The organism is Microbacterium sp., assembly GCF_047972865.1.
Classification (GTDB): Bacteria; Actinomycetota; Actinomycetes; order Actinomycetales; family Microbacteriaceae; genus Microbacterium.
The window spans coordinates 13286-31883 of the sequence record NZ_JBKEAY010000129.1; the positions used below are offsets into that span (position 1 = coordinate 13286).

The window sequence follows — 18598 nt, forward strand, 5'->3', positions numbered from 1 at the left end:
AGGTAGAGTATCTACGTCTTGTAGTACAAGGAAGGATGTGAACGATGAGTATGGTCCTGGGGGCGCAGCAGAGCGCGGGGCTGGGAGTCGAGGTCAGGGGATTCGACGTCGATGCGGTCACGCCCGCTGAGATCGAACGGCTCACGCAGACCGTCTACCGCGACAAAGTGGTCGTGTTGCGGGACCAGGGCGACATCACGCCGGCCCAGTTCGTGCGCCTCGGCCGGATGTTCGGGGAACTCGTCAGCTATCACGAACCGATGTATCACCACCCCGAGTTCGAGGAGATCTTCGTCTCGTCGAACGTGCCCGAAGACGGCAAGCAGATCGGAGTGCCCAAGACCGGGAAGTTCTGGCACGCCGACTACCAGTTCATGCCGAAGCCGTTCGCGTTCACGATCTTCTCTCCCAAGGTGCTGCCCGCGAAGAACCGCGGCACGTTTTTCATCAACATGGCTCAGGCGTATGAGGCGCTTCCCGACGAGCTGAAGGATGCTGCGGCGGGCACCCGTTGCTCGCACTCCGTCCGCAAGTTCTTCAAGATCCGTCCCGATGACGTCTACCGCCCGCTGGGCGAAGTGATCCGCGAGGTCGAGGAGCACACCCCACCGGTGACATTCCCCACCGTGATGGAGCACCCCGTGACGGGCGAGAAGATCCTGTTCATCAGCGAGGGCTTCACCGTCGAACTGCACGGCAGTGATGACCCCGATCTGCTCGACAAGCTGTTCGAAGCCACCGGTCAGCTCGACACCGAATTCACGCACCCGCTCATCCACCAGCACGGCTACGAATCCGGCGACATCGTCATCTGGGACAACCGCACTCTCATTCACCGCGCGCTGCACACCACGACCCCCGCGGCGACCGTGTCGCACCGCGTGACGGCGCTCGACGACCACCCGCTCTACGCGCGCGCGCTGTGAGCGCCACCATTTCGACGGGCTGGATCGACGAGACCGAACCCGTGTTCCGGCGCGCGCTGGACCCGTACCGCTCGAAGGGGTGCGTCTATCTGACGGGGGCGGAGGTCACGCGCGCCGCTGATGGCCGGGTCGGTTCGCGGGGCGTGTTTCGCATCGACGGGTCCTCGTACATCGACGACACCGGTCACTTCAACGCCGCCGAGTTCGTCATCTGCTACAACCAGCTGATGTACGTCACCCTCGCGGTGAGTGTGCATCGGGCGCTGCTTCCCGAATTCGCCGCCTGGACTCTCGATGACTACTGGGCGCGCCAACTGCCCGACGTCCTCATCCACAAGCTCGCCAGCACCTACACTCGCCCGATCGACGCGGGCAGTTTCCGCGGCGAGTTCGCCGTGGCCGGGGTCGGTGTGCGTGCCCTCTCACGTGGCATGCTCACGCTCGACACCACGGTGCGCTTCGACGATGACCACGCGGGTCGCGCGCACGGCCGGGTCGGCCTCGTCCTCACGAACGTTCCGGGGCATCGGGATGAGTGACCCGTCCGTCAGCGTCATCGTTCCGTCTCTCGATGAGGCACAGAACCTCGAGGCGGTACTGCCGCGCATTCCGGCACAATACGAACTCATCGTCGTCGAGGGGGCACGCTTCCACCGCACCACCTCCCTCGTGCAGCGGCTTCGCCCCGACGCCCACGTCGTCGAGCAGACACGCTACGGGAAAGGCAACGCGATGGCGTGCGGGTTCGCCGCCGCCAGCGGCGACGTGCTCGTGATGTTCGACGCTGACGGATCTGCCGACGCCGCAGAGATCCCGCGGTTCGTCTCTGCGATCGCGGACGGTGCGATGTTCGCCAAGGGGACACGCTCCCGTGGCGGCGGCAGCGACGACATCACCCAGCTGCGACGAGCGGGCAATCTCGGGCTGACCCTGCTGACCAACATCCTGTTCGGGGTGCGTTACAGCGACCTCTGCTACGGGTTCAACGCACTGCACCGCGATCTATTGCCGGTACTGGACCTGCCCGACCCGCACCCGGTGGATGGCGGGCCGAAGTGGGGGGACGGCTTCGAGATCGAGACGCTCATCAACGTGCGGGTCGCTGTCGCCGGCGTCCCGGTGCGCGAGGTCCCCAGCCACGAACGGCGCCGCCTGCACGGAGTGAGCAATCTCAATGCGTGGCGAGACGGGCGCCGGGTGCTGTCCACGCTGCTGCGGGAACGGCGGCGAGCCGGCGCGAACCTGGCCGCATCAGACCCGCTCCGGCGGGCGGACGTGCCGCTGGCCGTGCGCGGCCAGCATCCGATGCCGTGACGGCGCCGGCGGTCGAGGTCATCGTGTGCACGTACACTCCGCGTCGACGAGCGACGCTGCACGACGGCATCCAGCGCGCGTTGTGCGAACTACCCCCCGCCGGCCTGGTCACGATCGTCGTCGACGGGGACGGTGACTACGCGGCGGAGCTGACCGCGCACTTCCGTGCGGAGCCTCGCGTGGCCGTCGTGTCGAACCGGCGCGCCCGCGGGCTGTCCGGGGCCCGCAACACCGCGGCGACCGACAGCACCCGTGACGTGCTGCTGTTCGTCGACGACGACGCGGCCCTGCGTTCCGGGTGGCACGCCGCGCTGCAGCGGCGGTTTGCCGACCCCGCTGTGGTCGCCGTCGGCGGCGCTGTCCATCCGCGATGGGAGAGCGGCGACCCGCCGTGGTTTCCTCCCGAATTCGGATGGGTCGTGGGATGCGACTACCGCGGTCTGCCCGTCGACGGTGCGGCGCTGCGCAACCCGATTGGCGCGTGCATGGCGATCCGGCGCGGCGTGTTCGAGCGGATCGGGCTGTTCGCCGAGGGCATCGGCCGGATCGGGACGCACCCGGTGGGCGGCGAGGAGACCGACCTCGGTATCCGTCTGGGCGCCGCCGGACCACCCCACACCGTGATCCGCGACACCGCGCTCGCCGTCGACCACCTCGTGCCGCGCGAGCGTGCGCGGATGCGGTACCTCGTGCGGCGGTGTTTCTGGGAAGGACGCTCCAAGGCGCTGCTGGCCGCACGCGCTGACGGCTCCGGGGTCCTTTCGCCCGAACGCGGTCATGTCTTCTCGACGCTGCGTCGCGCCGTCGCGACGGATGCCGTCGCCGCCGCTCGCGGGCAGGGCGTTGCGATGGCACGGAACCTGGCGCGCGTCGCGGGCGTGCTAGCTGCCGGTCTGGGCTATCTGAGCTGCCCGGCCGTGCACCGGCGTCGTGCCGTGCTTGCGGGCACACCGCGGCGACAAGCACCGGAGGTGTCGGTCGTCGTCGCAACACTGGGGCGCAGCCCTGACCTGGCCGACACGACTCGCGCGGTGCTGGGCCAGACGGGCTGCCGGCTCGAGGTGATCGTCGTCGACAACGACCCCCGGTCGGGCAGGGTGCGCCGTGCCCTCGCGGGCGTCGCAGACGAGCGGTTGCGAATCGTCGCGGAGCCGCGTCGCGGACTCTCGGCCGCACGCAACCGCGGCATCGCTGCCGCATCGGGGGCGCTGGTGGCCTTCACCGACGACGACGCGCGACCCGCGCCCGGTTGGCTCGCCGCACTCGCCGCCGGGTTCGACGACCCGCGGGTGGTGTGCGTGACGGGGCGGGTGAGGCCGGCATCCGTCGCCGCGGACCCGGAACGCTGGTTCGAACAGGCCATCGGCTTCGACAAGGGCGACCGTCGACACGAGTGGGGACGTGACGAGCTCTCCCCGGGGTGGGAGCCGGGCCCGCGTGGTCCCGTGTATCCGATCGCGGCGGGAGAGTTCGGCTCCGGCAACAACATGGCCTTCCGCCGCAGGTTCCTCGTCGAACGCGGCGGGTTTGCGACGGCCCTCGGTGCGGGGTCTCCCACCCGTGGGGGTGAGGACCTCGACATGTTCCGTCGCGTCGTCCTCGCCGGCGGTGTGCTCCGCTACGAACCCGCCGCTGAGGTCGCCCACCGCCACCGCGAGACGGTCGCCGCGCTGCGCACTCAACTGTTCGGTTATGGCACCGGCATGGCCGCGAATGTCACCCGCTTCGCGATGACCTCGCCGCGCGCGGCGATCATCGCGCTGCGGGCGTTGCCGACGGGTCTGCGGATGCTGCTGAACGAGGACTCGGAGAAGAACGACACCCGCCCCGATGACTACCCGCGGTCACTGGTGCGCGCGGAGCGGCGCGGGTACGCGGTCGGTCCGTTCCTGTACCTGCTGGCGGCGGCACGAGAAGCCGTGCGCGGTAGCGCGCTGTGGGCGGGACGCCGATGACGGGGCGGACGCTCGCACGCGTCGGACTGGTTCTCGCGTGCGCACTGTCGCTCGTGGTCCCCGCACTGGCGTGGTGGGATGTGAACATCGCGGGTCGCCCGCTGTGGGCGGTTGCGTTCGCCGTGCTGGTCCCCGGACTCCCCGCCGCACTGACGCTCGTGCGCCATCCCGCGCGCATCGTCGTGATGCTCGTGCCAGCATTGTCGCTGGCGTCGTTGCTGCTGCTGACCGTGGTGCAGGTGACCGCCGGGATGTGGAGCGAACCGCTCACCGCATCGTTGCTGGCGTTGGTGGGGGTGGCACTGACACCGGTCGCGTGGCGCAGGGTTGCTCGTGCGGTGAGAACTGTCCGCGTGGGACCGCGCGGTGCGCCCACGGCGCCGACGCGGCGCATCCTGTCTGTGCTTGCGCTGGGCGCGGCCGGCATCCTGTGGTTGACCGCGATCGACACGATCGACCTCGACGCCGCCGGATCCACCGGACTGATCGGGGTGCTGCCGTGGCGCTACCTGCTTGCCGTTGCGATCGTCGTGGTCGTCGCCGCCCTCGCGATCCGGGCCCGCCCCCGCACCGATGGCACGTTCGCCGGGGCTGCGCTGGGCGTGCTCGCCGTCATGATCACGACGTTCGTCGGAGTCGCCGACGGCGGTTCTCCCGTGGGGACCGCCTACGTGCACGTCGGATTCGCCGAGTGGATCGGCGACACCGGCACACTCCGGGTCGCCACTGACGCCCGGTTCAGCTGGCCCGGCTTCTTCACCGCCGCAGCCGCCGTTGTCGGCTGGGCGGGCACGGCCGATGCGACAGCCCTGGTGGTGCTGTTCCCGGCGTTCGCGACGCTGCTGTGTTTCGCGCCCGTCTACACGATCGGGCGCGCCCTCTACCCGGGCCGGGCGGTCGCGTGGACAGCGGTCGCGCTGTTCGTGCTGGGCAACTGGGTGCAGCAGGACTACTTCGCGCCGCAGGCGATCGCCTTTCCCCTCATGCTCACGATCCTGGCCGTGTTGTTGTGGCAGACCGCCGAAGCCGGGATCCCGCCCTCGAGCGGACCCTGGTGGCAGCGGCTGTTGACCCCTCTGGGGCGGACACCGCCGCGGGTACCGGGCCGGTCCGGGCGTTGGGCGATCGCGATGGAGACGGGGCTGCTGGCGGTGGCGGCGGCGATCGTGGTGTCGCATCAGCTCACACCGGTCGCGTTGATCCTCGCGCTGGCGCTGCTGAGCCTGCTGGGCGCGGTTCGTTCGCGCACCCTCTGGTTCGGCGTCGCGGTGTGTTTTGCGGCGTGGTTCGCGTTCGGCGCGGTGGATTGGTGGAGCGGCCACCTCGGTGTGCTGTTGAACGGCGTCGGGCAGGTCGGCGCCGCTGTCGAAGCGGGCATCGTCTCGCGGGTGAGCGGCGATGCGACCTATCAGCTCATGCAGACCGCCCGCCTCGCGTGGTCCGCGTTGTTCGCTCTCGCGGGGCTCGCGGGGTGGGTCCTCACCCGCGGCGGACGGCTCCCCATGCCCGTCAGCGCCGCGCTGGTCGTCGCACCGATGGCTCTGGTGGCCGGTCAAGCCTATGGCGGCGAGGTCGTCCTCCGCGTCTACCTGTATGCGCTACCGGTGCTCGCCGTGCTGGCGGCGGGAGGGCTGGCACGGCTGCTCAGGTCGCGGCGCCCCTGGGCGACGCCCACCCTCGCCGCGGCACTGATCGTCGGCGTGGTCGGGGTGAGTGCCGCTCGCGGCGTCAACGTCGCGTTCGAGCGCACTCCCGCAGACGTGCTCACGGTTGCCCGCCAGGTGCTGTGGAGCGTCCCGGCCGGGAGCACGATCCGTCCGCTGGCGACCGAAGGGGCGCTTCGGGTGGCCCGTCTCGGTGACCTGTATCACCCGACCACGGTCGAGGGTGAGGGGAGTGCTTTCGAGCGGTTGCTCGCTCAGGATCCGGATGTGGTGTTCCTCACCTCGATGCGCGAGCGATACGAACAGCTCCGGTCAGGCGCACCCGACGGATGGTACGACAACATCGCCCGACTGCTGGTCGCCAGCGGCCGATACGAGGTCGTCACCCGCACCCCGCATGTGATCGTGCTGGAACGAGTCTCGGCGACGCCGGAGGACGGATGAGCACGATAGAGGTCTTGATCGGCCCGGCAGCGGTGCTGGCGGTCCTGGCCGGGCTGAGTGTCTACGCGGCGTCGACGGTGTTGCGCGAGACCCGCGGCCCCGCCGTCCGCGTGTGGACGCTCGCGACTTCCAGACCCATGCTGACAGCACTGTTCGGCGCCGTGATCGTCTACGGGGGTACGCTGCTCGCACTGCGATTGGGAGTGCTGTCGTGAGGGGCGGTCGAATCATGGCGACCGTGTCGATCGCCGCAGTGACCCTCATCGCGGTCGTCGGCGCCATCGTCGGCGGGTCGCCGCCGTCGCTCGCGCCGCAGCAGACCGGTGACGCGATGCTCGCCGCTGACGCGGCACCGCACCTGGGCGGCACTCGTCACCGCGTCTCGCTCTGTGTGCTGCAGGACGGTGATTTCACGACGGCCGGATTCGGTGCCGACGAGAACACCCGGTACGAGGTCGGGTCGATCACCAAGACGTTCACCGGTGCGCTGCTTGCCGACGCCGTCTCCCGTGGCGAGGTGGGGCTGGAAGATCCGGTCGGTGCATATCTCGACCTCGACGGCACACCCGCCGCCGACGTCACGCTGCGAGAGCTGGCGGGGCACACCGGCGGGCTCGGCGAGTGGGGTGACGACGCCCGCGACGACACGGTGACCCGGTGGTGGGTAGAGGACGTCCTGGGCGCAACGATGCATGACCTCGATCTCGACGACCTGCTGGACCGGGCGCGCGAAGACGTTCTAGCGACCCGCGGCGAGCATCGGTACTCCAATATCGGTTACGCGCTGCTGGGGCACGCGCTCGCGGCCGCCGGGGGCAGACCTTACCCGGAACTGTTGCAGCGCCGTGTGTTCGACGCGGTCGGCATGTCCGATTCGGGCTTGACCGCACACGACGACGTCAACACACGACACGGATTCCAAGCGAGCGGTCGCGCGGCGCCCCGATGGAGACTCGGAGCGTACGCTCCGGCCGGCGGCGGGTACTCCACGGCGGCCGACCTCTGTCGGTACGCCGAGCGAATGCTGGAGGTGCAAGGCGCGGCGCCCGGACGCCCCAACGTGTTCGAGCCGATCGATGTCGGCATGGGTCTCGGGTGGAACCTGTCGGTGTCCGGGGACCGGGCGTGGAAGACGGGCCAGGTGGGCGGGTTCACTGCACTGATCGGGATGGATCTGACGGATGGACGCGCCGTGGTCGCGCTCTCCGACACGGCGAATGAGCTCGATGACGTCGTGTGGGCTCTCCTGGAGACGGGCCGATGACCGGCCGCGCCCTGCTTGCCGTCGAACGGATCGCGGACGTCGCCGGCGGTCCGGTCGGAATGGAGCGTGCGCTCGCCGCCGACATGACTCCCGCCCGACGCAGGGAATTCTGTGCCGGGCGGGTACTGGCCCGTCGCAGCCTGGCACGGATCGGCGTGTCACCGCCAGAAGGCATCGGCTGGACCGCGTCCGGCGCACCTCGGTGGCCGAATGGCGCCACGGGGAGCATTTCACACAGTTCCGGGACGGTTGCTGTCATCGTCGATGCGGCTCCGGCCCGGTGGGGAATCGATATCGAGCCGGTCGGTGCCGTTCGCGCCGACGTGGCCCTCGCGCTGTGTGCGCCCGGCGAGCTGAACACACTCGCGCACGCGCTGGGGCGGGCCCCGGACGACCCGTGCGTCTGGGCGATGTTGCACACCGCGAAAGAGAGTGCGTACAAAGCACAGGATGCCGCCGGTGCCTGGCGTCCGCGCGAATCACGAGTGGACGCCGTGGCGGTCGCACCGCGGGCGGGTCGTGTGCGGGTTGCGGGCGCGGCCACCGCGCGCGGACGCTGGTGGATACGGGAGGGACTGTTGTGCGTCGTGTTGAGGGCGGAGGAGATGCGATGACCGAGACGCTCTTAGTGACCGTGGTCGTTCCGTTTCGCAATGCCGAAGCCGACCTTCCGGCATCCCTCGACCGGCTGGCGCGGCTGGTCGGTCCGGTCGAGATCGTGCTCGTCGACGACGCCTCCACTGACGAAGGGGGTGGCTTGGTCGAGGAGTTCTGCGCGCGCGAGCCGCGCGCGCGACGTATCCGCCGGGACGGGCCCGGCGGGTCGACCATCGCGCGCATGGACGGTGTGTCGGCGGCACGCGGCGACTACATCTGGTTCTGCGACATCGACGACGACTGGGACGATGACATTGTCGCGACCATGTTCGCGCAGGCGAAGGCGACCGACGCTGACCTGGTCGCCTGCCGCGCCGAACGTGTCGAGTCCGACGGCCGGAGGTGGCGGATGGAAGGCGTCGCGCGTGCGCGCACGGTGCACGGCCGAGATATCGCCGCGCTCGTGGTGCGCGGTACCCTGCGCGGACACCTGTGGAACAAGCTCATCCGCCGCGGAATGATCCCGCCCCTGAGCCGCACGCCGCTCACCTCGCAGGACGACTTCCTGATGCTGCTGGACATCATTGATCGGGCGCGCCGAGTGCGCCTCATCCCCGACATGAAGTACCGCTACCTGGAACGATCCGGCTCGATCAGCACCGGATCCGCGATGCAACTGGACAATGTGGCGCTGTGCTGCGACGAGGCGATTCACCGGCTCGGGAGTGGAACGTCGGCGGACGACGCCTTCCGGATCTGGTTCCATCTCGTTCCGGCGATCGCGACACCCGTTCACCGTCGATGGCCAGCAGACCGGGCCCGGCACCGTGCGCTGGCGCGACGTCTGAGCGCGGCCGGAATCCTGCGACTCGCGCTGTGGCAGCCCTCCGTCGCGGTGCATGCTGCCGTCATCCGACTGGCCGGATCGCGCTACCCAACGGTCTATCGCCTGGCTCGTCGGGTCACCGCCCCACGCCGCCGGGCCGTGGCGGTACCATCGTGAACGTGCGAGTTCAACCTCTACGGGCAATCTGCGCGTTGACCCTCGCGGCAGCGATCATCGGCTGTGCTCCTCCGAGCGCTGCCGTGCCCCCGGCGGTGCCAGTATCGGTCTCGGTGGGTGAGGGAGCGCACTGGCCGGTCGTTTTCGTCGACAACTTCAACCGGTCCACCCTCGGAGCGGGCTGGTCGCCGTACACCGGGCGGCCCGGTTCCGATCCGCGCACCTGGTGGGATCCGAGCATGGTGTGGCTCAGCCACGGAGCCCTCGTTCTGGCGGGGGCGCCCTCGAAGTCCCACGCCAACCTGTGGCGCACCGGCGCGGTCTCGCGATGGCGCACACCGCAGACCTACGGGCGGTGGGAGATCCGATTCCGAGCACCGGCGAGCAGGGTGCTCAGCTACCACTTCCTGCTCTGGCCGCAGTCGGAGAACTGGCCCCCCGAGATCGACATCGCCGAGGGCTACTCCCGGGCCAGGACGAACTCGAGCGCGTTCATCCATTGGCGCGACGACGACGGGCGGCGGCAGCAGCGCGGGTTCCGCGTGGAGGGGGACTTCACGCAGTGGACCACTGTCGCGGTTGAATGGACCCCCGATGCCGTGCGCTTCTTCCGCAACGGCGTCGAGTACGGGGCGGTGACGGGTCAGGCCGTGCCGCATGAACCGATGTTCCTCGCGCTGCAGACCGAGACGCGCCTGGCCCGCGAGTTGCCGTCCGGCGCGACACCGACCCAGTTCGTCTGGGTGGACTGGGTGCGGGTGCGCGCGTACCCCGGCTGAACCGGGCCTTCACGGCCCCCGTGCGGCCAGCACGTCGTCGTAGATCCGCTCCAACGCCCGGGTGCGGATGCCGATATCGAACTCCGTGATGACGCGATGACGAGCAGCGGCACCCAGTCGGGCGCGGAACTGCTCGTCGGACAGCACTCGGTGCAGAGCGTCGGCCAACGCCGTCACGTCGGCTTCGGGGGCGAGCAGGCCCGTCACGGTGTCCACCACGGCCTCCGGGACACCGCCGTGCCGGTACGCGACGGCAGGTACCCCCGCGAGGGCTGCTTCGAGGAACACCATTCCGAACCCCGCCGCGTCGCCGTCGGCGGCCCGCTGCGACGGCGCGAGCAGGACGCGGGCCCGTCCCAACGCGTCGGCCACCGCCGACGGCGGCAGCATGCCGCGGAACCGCACGTCGAGGCCGAGCCGCGCCGCCTCACGCTCCGCGGCGGCGCGCAGTGGACCGTCTCCGATCACCTCGCACCGCAACGACTGTCCACCCGGCACCGCGGCGACGGCCCGGAGCGCGTCCACCACGCCCTTCTTCGGGACCAACCGGCCCAGGAACACGACATCGACCGTCCGCGGGGTCGATGCGGTCGCGTCGCGGGTCGGCACGCCGATCGGAGCGACGACGACTCTGCCCGGAGGTGCCCCGAGCGCGATCGCGCGGTCTCGGATGAACTCTGACACCGCGATCACGCGGTCGGCATCGCGCAACACGGCGCGGATGCGGTGACGTGCCCACGTGCCCCGGAGTCCGCGCGCGGCAACCAGTGCGGTGACGTCGTACCCGTGCACCGTGACCACCACGGGAACTCGCAGGCGGCGGGCGGCGCGGCGGATCATCCCGGCATCCTTCGCGAAGTGCGCGTGGACGAGGTCGGGATCCGTCGCCGCGACCGCGGCGCGTACTCGACGCGCCCGTCCCGTGACCGCCGCCATCAACAGTGCGATCCGGTCTCGCAGCGACCGGTCGAACACGACCGGGTCGGTGACGCGGGCGACCGCCGAGGCCACCCGTACCGACCCGAGCAGCGTCGGCTGCCACCGGGTCATGGCGTCGACCTGGTTGCGGATGAACGTCTCCGACCCGGGCAGGGACTCCAGCCGCCACACCGTCACCCGGTGCCACCCGGTGCCGCCCACCGCGGTCACAGCCGCCCCGTCGCGCGCACCCGGCGCAGCAGCACGATCAGTGGGGGGACGGCGGCCACCAGCACGACGATGTCGTGAACGAGGTAGGCCCATCCGACCGCCGTGATCCCGACCGCGTCGATCCACGCCCACACCAGGACGATCACCAACACCGATGAGAGCAGTTGCACCGCCATCGGGTACACGATCCGCCTGGCCACCCTGGCCAGCGCGCCGTAGAGCAGCCCGACCCCCGAGATCGCGTGGGCGAGTCCCATCAGCATCAGCAGCATGCCGCCACCGGCCGCGTAGTCGGGGCCGTACAGGTGTAGCGCAACCGGTCCCAGTAGCCCCACGCCGACACCGCGCAGGACACTCACCCCGATGAGCACGATCACAAACGGCCGCAAGAGCGTCCGCACCTCGGCGTCGGGGCGTGACGCAGCCGCGATGAACGGGCCCGTCGCCATCGCGGTCATCATCAACGACGCCGTCACGATCGTCCAGGCGATGTTGTAATAGGCGGCCGTCTCGACGCCGGTGCGCAGGATCACGATCGTCGGGATCGCGATACCGGGGAGTGCCTGCGCCAGCATCCAGCCCAACGACACCAGACCGTACTGAGCCAGTTCCCGGGTCGGCGGGAGCGCGGGCGGATCGGCAGGCGCCGCCCACCGTGTGCGCGTCGCCCACAGCCCCATCTCGACAGCGGCGACGGCGACGGCGGTGGTCACGATCCAGCCGCCGACGATCGCCGAGCCGCCGCCCGATCCGGCCAGCGCCGTCACCGCCAGCAGCTTCGCCACGGCGTGCGCGACGTTCTTCGCGAACACCCACCGTGCCCGCTGCAGCCCGATCAACGCGGAATCGAGGATCGCGAATGCGGCCAGCACCACGACCGCCAGGGCGAAACCGATCCGCTCGGCGGCAGAGGCGAACAGCGCCGTGCCCGGCAGCAGCGCCGCATATCCGCCGCCCCACATCGCCGCCGACAGTGCCGACACCCCGAGCGTGCTCCACACGACGCGGGGTCGGGCGCGACCGGATGCCGGCAGGAACCGCTCCAGCAACGGCCCGAAACTGAGGTTGGCGACCGAAGCGAGAACGGTGCCGGTCGTCACAGCGGTCGTGGCACGGCCGACCGCCTCGACCGGGTACAGCGCCGTCGCCACGATCCAGAACACCAGCCCGAGCGCTGCGGTGCTCGCGTTCCCGACGACCAGCACCACCGAGTCCGAGGCGACGCGACGCGCCGATGTCGTCACCGGGGTCGCCTCACCCTCACGCGGCAAGAGGCGGAGACGGGCACCCGTTGATACTACTCGTTGTAGAGTTATCCCGTGTCGACTCTTTCCCCTGCGCGCCGCGGCTCGGCCATCAGCGGCCTGGGTCACGCCCTGCCGCATCGGATCGTGACCAATGCGGAACTGGAGGCGAAACTCGACACCGATGACACCTGGATCGTGGCACGCACCGGCATCGCCGAACGCCGCATCCTCGACGGCGAGGTGCTGCTCGACCTCGCGATCACCGCGGCATCCCGGGCCCTGCGGCGCGCCGAACTGACGGCGGCGCAGATCGATCTGATCGTGGTCGCCACGATGACCGCACCCGACCGTTGCCCCTCCCTCGCGGCTCGGCTCGGGGCAGCGCTGGGGGTCAGCGCCCCCGCCGTGTTCGATCTCAACGCCGCGTGTGCCGGCTTCTCGCACGCCTTGGCCGTGGCCGATCATGCGATCACGTGTGGTGCTGCCGGCCACGCGCTCGTCGTCGGCGCCGACGCCATGAGCGATGTGCTGGACTGGTCCGACCGGACCACGGCGATCCTGATGGCAGACGGTGCCGGCGCCGTCGTCGTCTCGGCCACCGACCGGCCCGGCATCGCCCCGGTGGTGTGGGGATCCGACCCCGCTCTGGCCGACCTCATCACGATCTCCGCGCCCGATCACCGCTTCCGGCAGCAGGGTCCGTCGGTGTTCCGCTGGGCGATCACCCGAGCCCAGCATGTCGCGCGTGCGGCACTGGAACGGGCGGGCACGACCGCGGCGGACCTGGTGGGGTTCGTCCCGCATCAGGCGAACCTGCGCATCATCACCGCGGTGGCCGATCAACTCGGGATCCCCCACGAACGCACCGCTCGCGAGGTGGCTGTTCTCGGCAACGCGTCGGCCGCGACCATTCCGCTGGCGCTTTCTCGGCTCGTCGAACGAGGCGAGATCGCCGCCGGTCCGGTGCTGCTACTCGGGTTCGGCGGTGGCTTCTCCTATTCGGGTCAGGTCGTTCAGCTCCGGGCCGCGAGTGCCGCATGAGCGCCGAGGTCTCCGCTGCGCGCACGCCCCTGGAACAGGTCTTGGTGCAGGCATGGAGTGAGGTGCTCGGAATTGAGCCGATCGGCCGGGATGATCGGTTCGCCGACCTCGGGGGGACGTCGCTGGCCGCCGAGCGTGTGCTCGCGATCGTGCGTCGGCGCCTTGCGATCGACCTCGGTGCCGAGGTGCTCGTGGGAACACCGACACTGGCCGAGATCGCCTCCCGGGTCCAGGCCGCGCAGCGCCGCCGATTCGGCAAGCGGCTCCCGGCCCACCGCCGTGTGACCGACCCGGGCGGTAAGGCCCGTCCCGTGCACTGCTTCGCTGGCGCGGGGGCCGGCAGCGTGAGCTTCCTGGGTCTTGCCGCGACCATCGGCGCCGAACATGCCATCATCGCTTATCAGGCGCACGGGTTCGAGTCCCGCGCGCTGCCGGCATGGTCCACGGCCGGTCACGCGCGCCGACACCTTCGCGCGCTGTTGCGGGAGCAGCCTGCGGGCCCGTACCTGCTGGTCGGCCACTCCTTCGGTGGGCACATCGCGGTTGCGGTCGCGCGCTTACTGGTCGCCCGCGGCGCTCGCGTCGAGCACGTCCTGCTGTTGGATACCGTCCTGAAAGACATCGACACGGCATCCGTCGCCGACTACCGGGCCGCACCGACTGCGCCGCCCCCCGTGCGCGAACGGCTGCGCACACACGCAAGAGTGGCCCTGGCTGGCCTGGTGAGGTTCGACCCTCCCACCCAGCAGGCGGTGTTCTGGGAGCGGGGTATCCGGGCGCAAAACCGCCTCCGTCCCGCCGCGCTTCCTCTGAGCGCCACCGTCCTGATCACCGACGAGAATGCCGACCAGGAACGTCGCTGGCTGGCGGGGCTGGCCGATCCACGCCAGATCGAGCGTGTTCCGGGAACCCACCTCGGGATGCTCAGCGACCCCGCCGTGCTCGCCCGCGTGGGTGTGCTGCTGAATCGCGTCGATCCCTGTACCGAGGAGGCCTCGTGATCTTTCATCCCCAGCTGACGACCCTGAACGAGACGATCGCGTTCCACGCCGATCACAGCTCCGGGCGGGCCGCGACCCTGACACCCGACGGCGACCGCCTCAGCTATCGGGAACTCGCCGATCGCAGCGCCCGGTTGGCCGGTGCGCTACGTCGCGACGGCATTGTGGTGGGGGACCGGATCGCCTGTCTCGGGCGAGAAACCCCCGCGTACTGGGAACTGCTGTTCGCGTGCGCGCGTGTCGGCGCCGTGCTCGTCCCGATCAACCCCGCCCTGGCGGCGGACGAGGTCGCGCACATCGTTGCCGATGCGGGTGCTGCTCTTGTGCTCGTCGACGGTGACCACCGGCTCGCGGGACGAAGCGGTCGGGCCGAGCGATGCTTCGACGGGCGTGAGTTCGCGCGCTGGCGCGACGACGGGATGCCGGATGTCGACCACGCGGCGACGCCGGATACGCCGGTTGCGCAGCTGTACACGAGCGGAACAACGGGCCTCCCCAAGGGCGTCGTGCTCGGACATCGCAGCTTCTTCGCGATTCGCGATGCGCTGGGACACGCCGGGCGGGACTGGATCGATTGGCGTGACGGCGATATCGCGATGATCGGCATTCCCGGCTTCCACGTCGGCGGGCTCTGGTACGGCACCCAGGCGTTCCATGCGGGGGCGACCGTGTTCACCATGCCGGGTTTCGACGCCGCGGTGGCCCGGCGGGCCATCGCCGAGCACCAGGTGACGACCGCGATCGTCGTGCCTGCCATGCTCCGACAGCTCCTCGATCAGCCCGGCGGTGCGAACGATTTCGCGACCCTGCGTAAGGTCGTGTACGGAGGCGCCCCGATCAGCGAGTCGCTGCTGCGGCGGGCCGGGGCAGGGTTCGGGGCGGACTTCGCACAGATCTACGGGCTCACCGAGACCGGCAACACAGCCATCTGCCTGCCCCCCGATCAGCACGGAGCGCACTCGACGAGGTTGCGCGCGGCCGGTTGCCCCTACCCCGGCGTCGAGGTGCGCGTCACCGACGAGGACGGCACTTCGGTGCCGACCGGCCAGGTCGGCGAAGTGTGGCTGCGTACTCCCGCCGCCATGCTCGAATACTGGCGCATGCCCGATGCCACGGCGGCGACACTCGTCGACGGCTGGGTGCGCACCGGCGATGCCGGAAGACTGGACGACGAGGGCTACCTGTTCATCGAGGACCGTGTGAAAGACATGATCCTGGTGGCGGGGGAGAACGTGTTCCCGGCCGAAGTGGAGAACGCTCTGGCCGAGCACCCGAGCGTCGCCGACGCTGCCGTCATCGGCATCCCGGACGACGACGCCGGGGAGGCGGTGCTCGCGTACATCGTCGTCGAGGGTGAGCCACCACGCACTCGCGACCTTGCGCTTTTCCTTCGGGACCGGCTCGCGCCGTTCAAGCGGCCCACGCGGTACGAGTTCGTCGATGCCGTGCCGCGCAACCCCAGCGGCAAGATTCTGCGTCGCGCGCTGCGCGGTGAGCACTGGGCGGGCCGTGACCGGCAGGTGAACTGAGTGCGCGTGCGGTCCCGTGTTGCCGCGGCATCCGCGGTGGCCGTCGCGTTGGTGAGCGGGGCACCGCCTGCACCTGCATGGGTGCAGGCCCCGGCGTCCGCCTCTTCGCCCGCCTGGGTCCAGGCCTCGGCGTCCGCACCCCTGCCCGCCTCGCTGCCCACGCGGGACATGCCGCGCGTGGAGTGGGAGATGGGGGAGGGGGACCCGGGAGTGCCGCACGGCGACGCGGGTTCGGGCGAAGAGATGGACGGCGAGGCGGGTTCGGACGATGGCGTTGGCGTCGACGGCGACGAGGCAGACGGTCTCCGCGCCGGGTGGGCGGTCGCGATTACCGGCGCGGGCGGCGCGCTGGGCCCCTTCACGACCGTGGAGGTGTACTCGGGCGCGCGCAGTGCGGTCGGCGTCGAGGTTCACAACACTGAGGCGCACCCCCTCGCGGTCACGGTGGGTTCGCTCGCGGCGAGCGCGCCGGGCGGCACCCTTGCGTTCACTGCGCGTGAATCGGTGACCGACCCCAGCGTCTGGGTGAGTGGGGCCGGGGAGGTCGTCGTGGTCGCCCCCGGTACGGTCGCCCAAGTTCCCCTGGTGGTGAGCATTCCGGGGAGCACGCCGGGGGGTGACTACGCGCTCGGGCTTGCGGTCACCGACCAGGAGTCCGGTGTGGCGGAGGTGCTGCCCCTGCTGCTGCGCGTTTCCGGTGATGACCGCATTGTTGAGCTCGACGTCGAAACCGACGTGTCGTTGAGCGGTGCGTCGACCTGGCCGGCGGGAGAGACTGCTGTCACGGTCGATTACCGGGTTCGGAATGTCGGCACGACCGCACTGATCGGTGACCTCGACATCGCAGTGACGACGTTGTTCTCGTGTACGACCCCGCTGCGTGCGCTGCCGCGGGCAGTGATCCTGCCGGGCGAAGAGCTGCGCGGGGAGGCCACAGGAACAGCGACGGCGGTCGGTGCCGCGCAGGCGGAGGTCAGCTTCGCCGCGACCGCCCCGACGATCGCGACCGCACCGCCCTCTCGGCCCACACCCGATGTTTCCACGACACCCGATGTTCCCGGCGTGATTCGTCCCCTCCCCGCGACCGGTGACGGCGCTCAGGAACCGGCGACGGAACCCGAGCCGGCATGGATGCAGACTTCCCGCGGCGCGCCGACCGTCGCCATCCCGTTCCAGGCCCTCACGGTGGTCAGTCTGCTCCTTGTCGGAGTTCTCGGCGTGTGGATGTGGGCGCGGCGGCGGGCGGCGCACGCCACCGAGCTACTACAGCATGTAGAGTAATCTCATGACCCTCGTCTCGCCCTCGCGACGGCGCTTCGCTATGGGAACGGCACTGGCTGTGGCCGCGCTCGTCACCGCCGCCCCGGTACCGGCCGCCGCTCATGACCAGGTGGTCTGGCAGAATCCGGTCGCAGACGAACACCTCGACGATTCTCCCGAGCAGATCGTGCTCAGCTTCACCGCTGAGCCGTTGCCGGTGGGTGCCGTGATGATGGTGGTCGGTGCCGACGGGACGGCCTACGAGGCCGGTGACCCGACCATCTCGGGGAGCGAGGTCTCTCAGTCTCTCGTGGGCACGTTGCCGGACGGCAATTACCAGGTGCGCTGGCGGGTTGTCTCCAGCGACGGTCACCCCATCAGCGAGAGCATCTTGTTCTCGGTCGGCGATGTCTCTGACGCGCCGCTTGTCCCCGAGCCCGAATCGGGCGCGGAACCGGTGACGGATGCCGAACAGCCCGCTGCCACGACGACTGCTGCGACGGCCGATCAAGCGGATGGGGCGGTACTGCGAACGGCCCTCGTCGCCGGAGGTGGCGCTCTCGCCGGCCTGGCGGTCTTCCTTGCTGTGCGCCTGATGGGCGGACGCCGCGCACCCGCTGAGAAAGGAATCGAACGATGAAAGCTTCCCGATCCCGCAGGCATGCCCTCGCACTTGTGCTGGCTGCGACGATGGCGCTCGGCACCGCCGGGTGCGCTCAGCCGGCCCCGACCACGCCGACGACCACGGAATCCGCTGCGGCCATGGAGGAGGCTTCGAGCGTGGTCATCCGCGATGCGTGGGTAAAGGCTGCCGACTCGGGCATGTCTGCCGCATTCGGGGTGCTCGTCAACGACGGTGACGAGGATGTACGGATCGTGGCGTCGACGTGCGGCGCTTCGCCGATCATGGAATTGCACGAGACCGTTGAGAACGCAGACGGTCAGATGATCATGCGTGAGAAGGATGGCGGCTTCGTCTTGCCCGCTCACTCTGAGTACCTCCTGGAGCCGGGCGCGAATCACCTCATGCTGATGGACATCGTCGATCCTGTTGAGGCGGGAGAGACGATCTCGTTCGCCTTGGAGTTCGAGGACGGATCGGTGTACGAGTTCGACGCCCCGGCCAAGGACTACGCAGGCGCGAACGAAACCTATGTCGATGAGTGAGTAGGCTTCACAACGTCAGTGCCGCGGTCTCGCGATCCGTGGCCCTCGTTCGTCGCGCGGAGTGCGCACCGACCGAACGCGCTCATGCGGGCACGGCGGTGCGTACGGCTGCAGGTAGGAGCCGACGCGATGCACGTCGCCAGCGCTTGTGCGTCAGGCGGTCCGCGCGCAGCAGCATCCGCTCGTCACCGGTGAGGTGACCGAGTGTGGACAGCGCGTTGGCCAGGTGTACGGCACGAGCGCGACACGCGGCGGCGT

The 18598-nt window shown here is 69.9% G+C and carries 18 protein-coding genes; 16 read left to right on the plus strand and 2 right to left on the minus strand.

The features are described from left to right. The first annotated feature begins 44 nt into the window (after positions 1 to 44). The 10 genes from ACK5KK_RS07980 (at position 45) to ACK5KK_RS08025 (ending at position 9946) form a co-directional block, all read left to right on the plus strand. Entirely contained in the window at positions 45 to 926 is an 882-nt protein-coding gene (locus tag ACK5KK_RS07980) for a TauD/TfdA dioxygenase family protein (protein WP_416889551.1), read from the plus strand. Beyond that, positions 923 to 1465: an FcoT family thioesterase gene (locus ACK5KK_RS07985; RefSeq protein ID WP_416889552.1), complete on the plus strand. Its 543-nt coding sequence runs from the start codon at positions 923 to 925 to the stop codon at positions 1463 to 1465. Before ACK5KK_RS07980 ends, ACK5KK_RS07985 begins: the two co-directional genes overlap by 4 nt. Then, complete coding sequence (locus ACK5KK_RS07990) at positions 1458 to 2240, plus strand: glycosyltransferase family 2 protein (protein ID WP_416889553.1); 783 nt, start codon at positions 1458 to 1460, stop codon at positions 2238 to 2240. Before ACK5KK_RS07985 ends, ACK5KK_RS07990 begins: the two co-directional genes overlap by 8 nt. Then, positions 2237 to 4195 (plus strand): glycosyltransferase, encoded by a 1959-nt coding sequence (locus ACK5KK_RS07995; protein WP_416889554.1) that lies wholly within the window; start codon positions 2237 to 2239, stop codon positions 4193 to 4195. The genes ACK5KK_RS07990 and ACK5KK_RS07995 overlap by 4 nt, the downstream gene beginning before the upstream one ends. Continuing rightward, on the plus strand, positions 4192 to 6303 hold the full coding sequence (locus ACK5KK_RS08000) for a hypothetical protein (protein WP_416889555.1): 2112 nt from the start codon (positions 4192 to 4194) through the stop codon (positions 6301 to 6303). Before ACK5KK_RS07995 ends, ACK5KK_RS08000 begins: the two co-directional genes overlap by 4 nt. Further along, positions 6300 to 6518: a hypothetical protein gene (locus tag ACK5KK_RS08005; protein ID WP_416889556.1), complete on the plus strand. Its 219-nt coding sequence runs from the start codon at positions 6300 to 6302 to the stop codon at positions 6516 to 6518. Before ACK5KK_RS08000 ends, ACK5KK_RS08005 begins: the two co-directional genes overlap by 4 nt. A 14-nt stretch (positions 6519 to 6532) precedes the next feature. After that, the gene (locus ACK5KK_RS08010; RefSeq protein WP_416889557.1) at positions 6533 to 7567 is read left to right on the plus strand and encodes a serine hydrolase domain-containing protein; all 1035 of its coding nucleotides are present in this window, start codon (positions 6533 to 6535) and stop codon (positions 7565 to 7567) included. Beyond that, on the plus strand, positions 7564 to 8181 hold the full coding sequence (locus tag ACK5KK_RS08015) for a hypothetical protein (protein ID WP_416889558.1): 618 nt from the start codon (positions 7564 to 7566) through the stop codon (positions 8179 to 8181). Before ACK5KK_RS08010 ends, ACK5KK_RS08015 begins: the two co-directional genes overlap by 4 nt. After that, positions 8178 to 9167: a glycosyltransferase family 2 protein gene (locus ACK5KK_RS08020; protein WP_416889559.1), complete on the plus strand. Its 990-nt coding sequence runs from the start codon at positions 8178 to 8180 to the stop codon at positions 9165 to 9167. Before ACK5KK_RS08015 ends, ACK5KK_RS08020 begins: the two co-directional genes overlap by 4 nt. Before the next feature lie 113 nt (positions 9168 to 9280). After that, positions 9281 to 9946, plus strand: a complete 666-nt coding sequence (locus ACK5KK_RS08025) for a glycoside hydrolase family 16 protein (RefSeq protein ID WP_416889560.1) — start codon at positions 9281 to 9283, stop codon at positions 9944 to 9946. A gap of 9 nt (positions 9947 to 9955) precedes the next feature. Here the strand turns inward: ACK5KK_RS08025 and ACK5KK_RS08030 are convergent, their stop codons facing one another. Continuing rightward, complete coding sequence (locus ACK5KK_RS08030) at positions 9956 to 11095, minus strand: glycosyltransferase (protein WP_416889561.1); 1140 nt, start codon at positions 11093 to 11095, stop codon at positions 9956 to 9958. Next, on the minus strand, positions 11092 to 12339 hold the full coding sequence (locus tag ACK5KK_RS08035) for a lipopolysaccharide biosynthesis protein (protein ID WP_416889562.1): 1248 nt from the start codon (positions 12337 to 12339) through the stop codon (positions 11092 to 11094). The genes ACK5KK_RS08030 and ACK5KK_RS08035 overlap by 4 nt, the downstream gene beginning before the upstream one ends. Positions 12340 to 12414: 75 nt before the next feature. On the opposite strand from ACK5KK_RS08035, the gene ACK5KK_RS08040 reads away from it, so the two are divergent. From ACK5KK_RS08040 to ACK5KK_RS08065, 6 genes are read left to right on the plus strand one after another with little or no spacing between them, the layout of a single operon-like run. Continuing rightward, a complete protein-coding gene (locus ACK5KK_RS08040; RefSeq protein ID WP_416889563.1) occupies positions 12415 to 13383 on the plus strand; it encodes a beta-ketoacyl-ACP synthase III in 969 nt (322 codons plus the stop codon). After that, positions 13380 to 14384 (plus strand): alpha/beta fold hydrolase, encoded by a 1005-nt coding sequence (locus ACK5KK_RS08045; RefSeq protein ID WP_416889564.1) that lies wholly within the window; start codon positions 13380 to 13382, stop codon positions 14382 to 14384. Before ACK5KK_RS08040 ends, ACK5KK_RS08045 begins: the two co-directional genes overlap by 4 nt. Beyond that, positions 14381 to 15913 carry a long-chain-fatty-acid--CoA ligase gene (locus tag ACK5KK_RS08050; protein WP_416889565.1) on the plus strand — a complete coding sequence of 511 codons (1533 nt, stop codon included), beginning with the start codon at positions 14381 to 14383 and terminating at the stop codon, positions 15911 to 15913. The genes ACK5KK_RS08045 and ACK5KK_RS08050 overlap by 4 nt, the downstream gene beginning before the upstream one ends. A gap of 6 nt (positions 15914 to 15919) precedes the next feature. Further along, positions 15920 to 17194 (plus strand): hypothetical protein, encoded by a 1275-nt coding sequence (locus tag ACK5KK_RS08055; protein WP_416889566.1) that lies wholly within the window; start codon positions 15920 to 15922, stop codon positions 17192 to 17194. A 4-nt stretch (positions 17195 to 17198) separates the two neighbouring features. Beyond that, entirely contained in the window at positions 17199 to 17813 is a 615-nt protein-coding gene (locus ACK5KK_RS08060) for a copper resistance CopC family protein (RefSeq protein WP_416889567.1), read from the plus strand. Next, positions 17810 to 18340 carry a copper chaperone PCu(A)C gene (locus tag ACK5KK_RS08065; protein WP_416889568.1) on the plus strand — a complete coding sequence of 177 codons (531 nt, stop codon included), beginning with the start codon at positions 17810 to 17812 and terminating at the stop codon, positions 18338 to 18340. The genes ACK5KK_RS08060 and ACK5KK_RS08065 overlap by 4 nt, the downstream gene beginning before the upstream one ends. Positions 18341 to 18598: the final 258 nt, after the last annotated feature.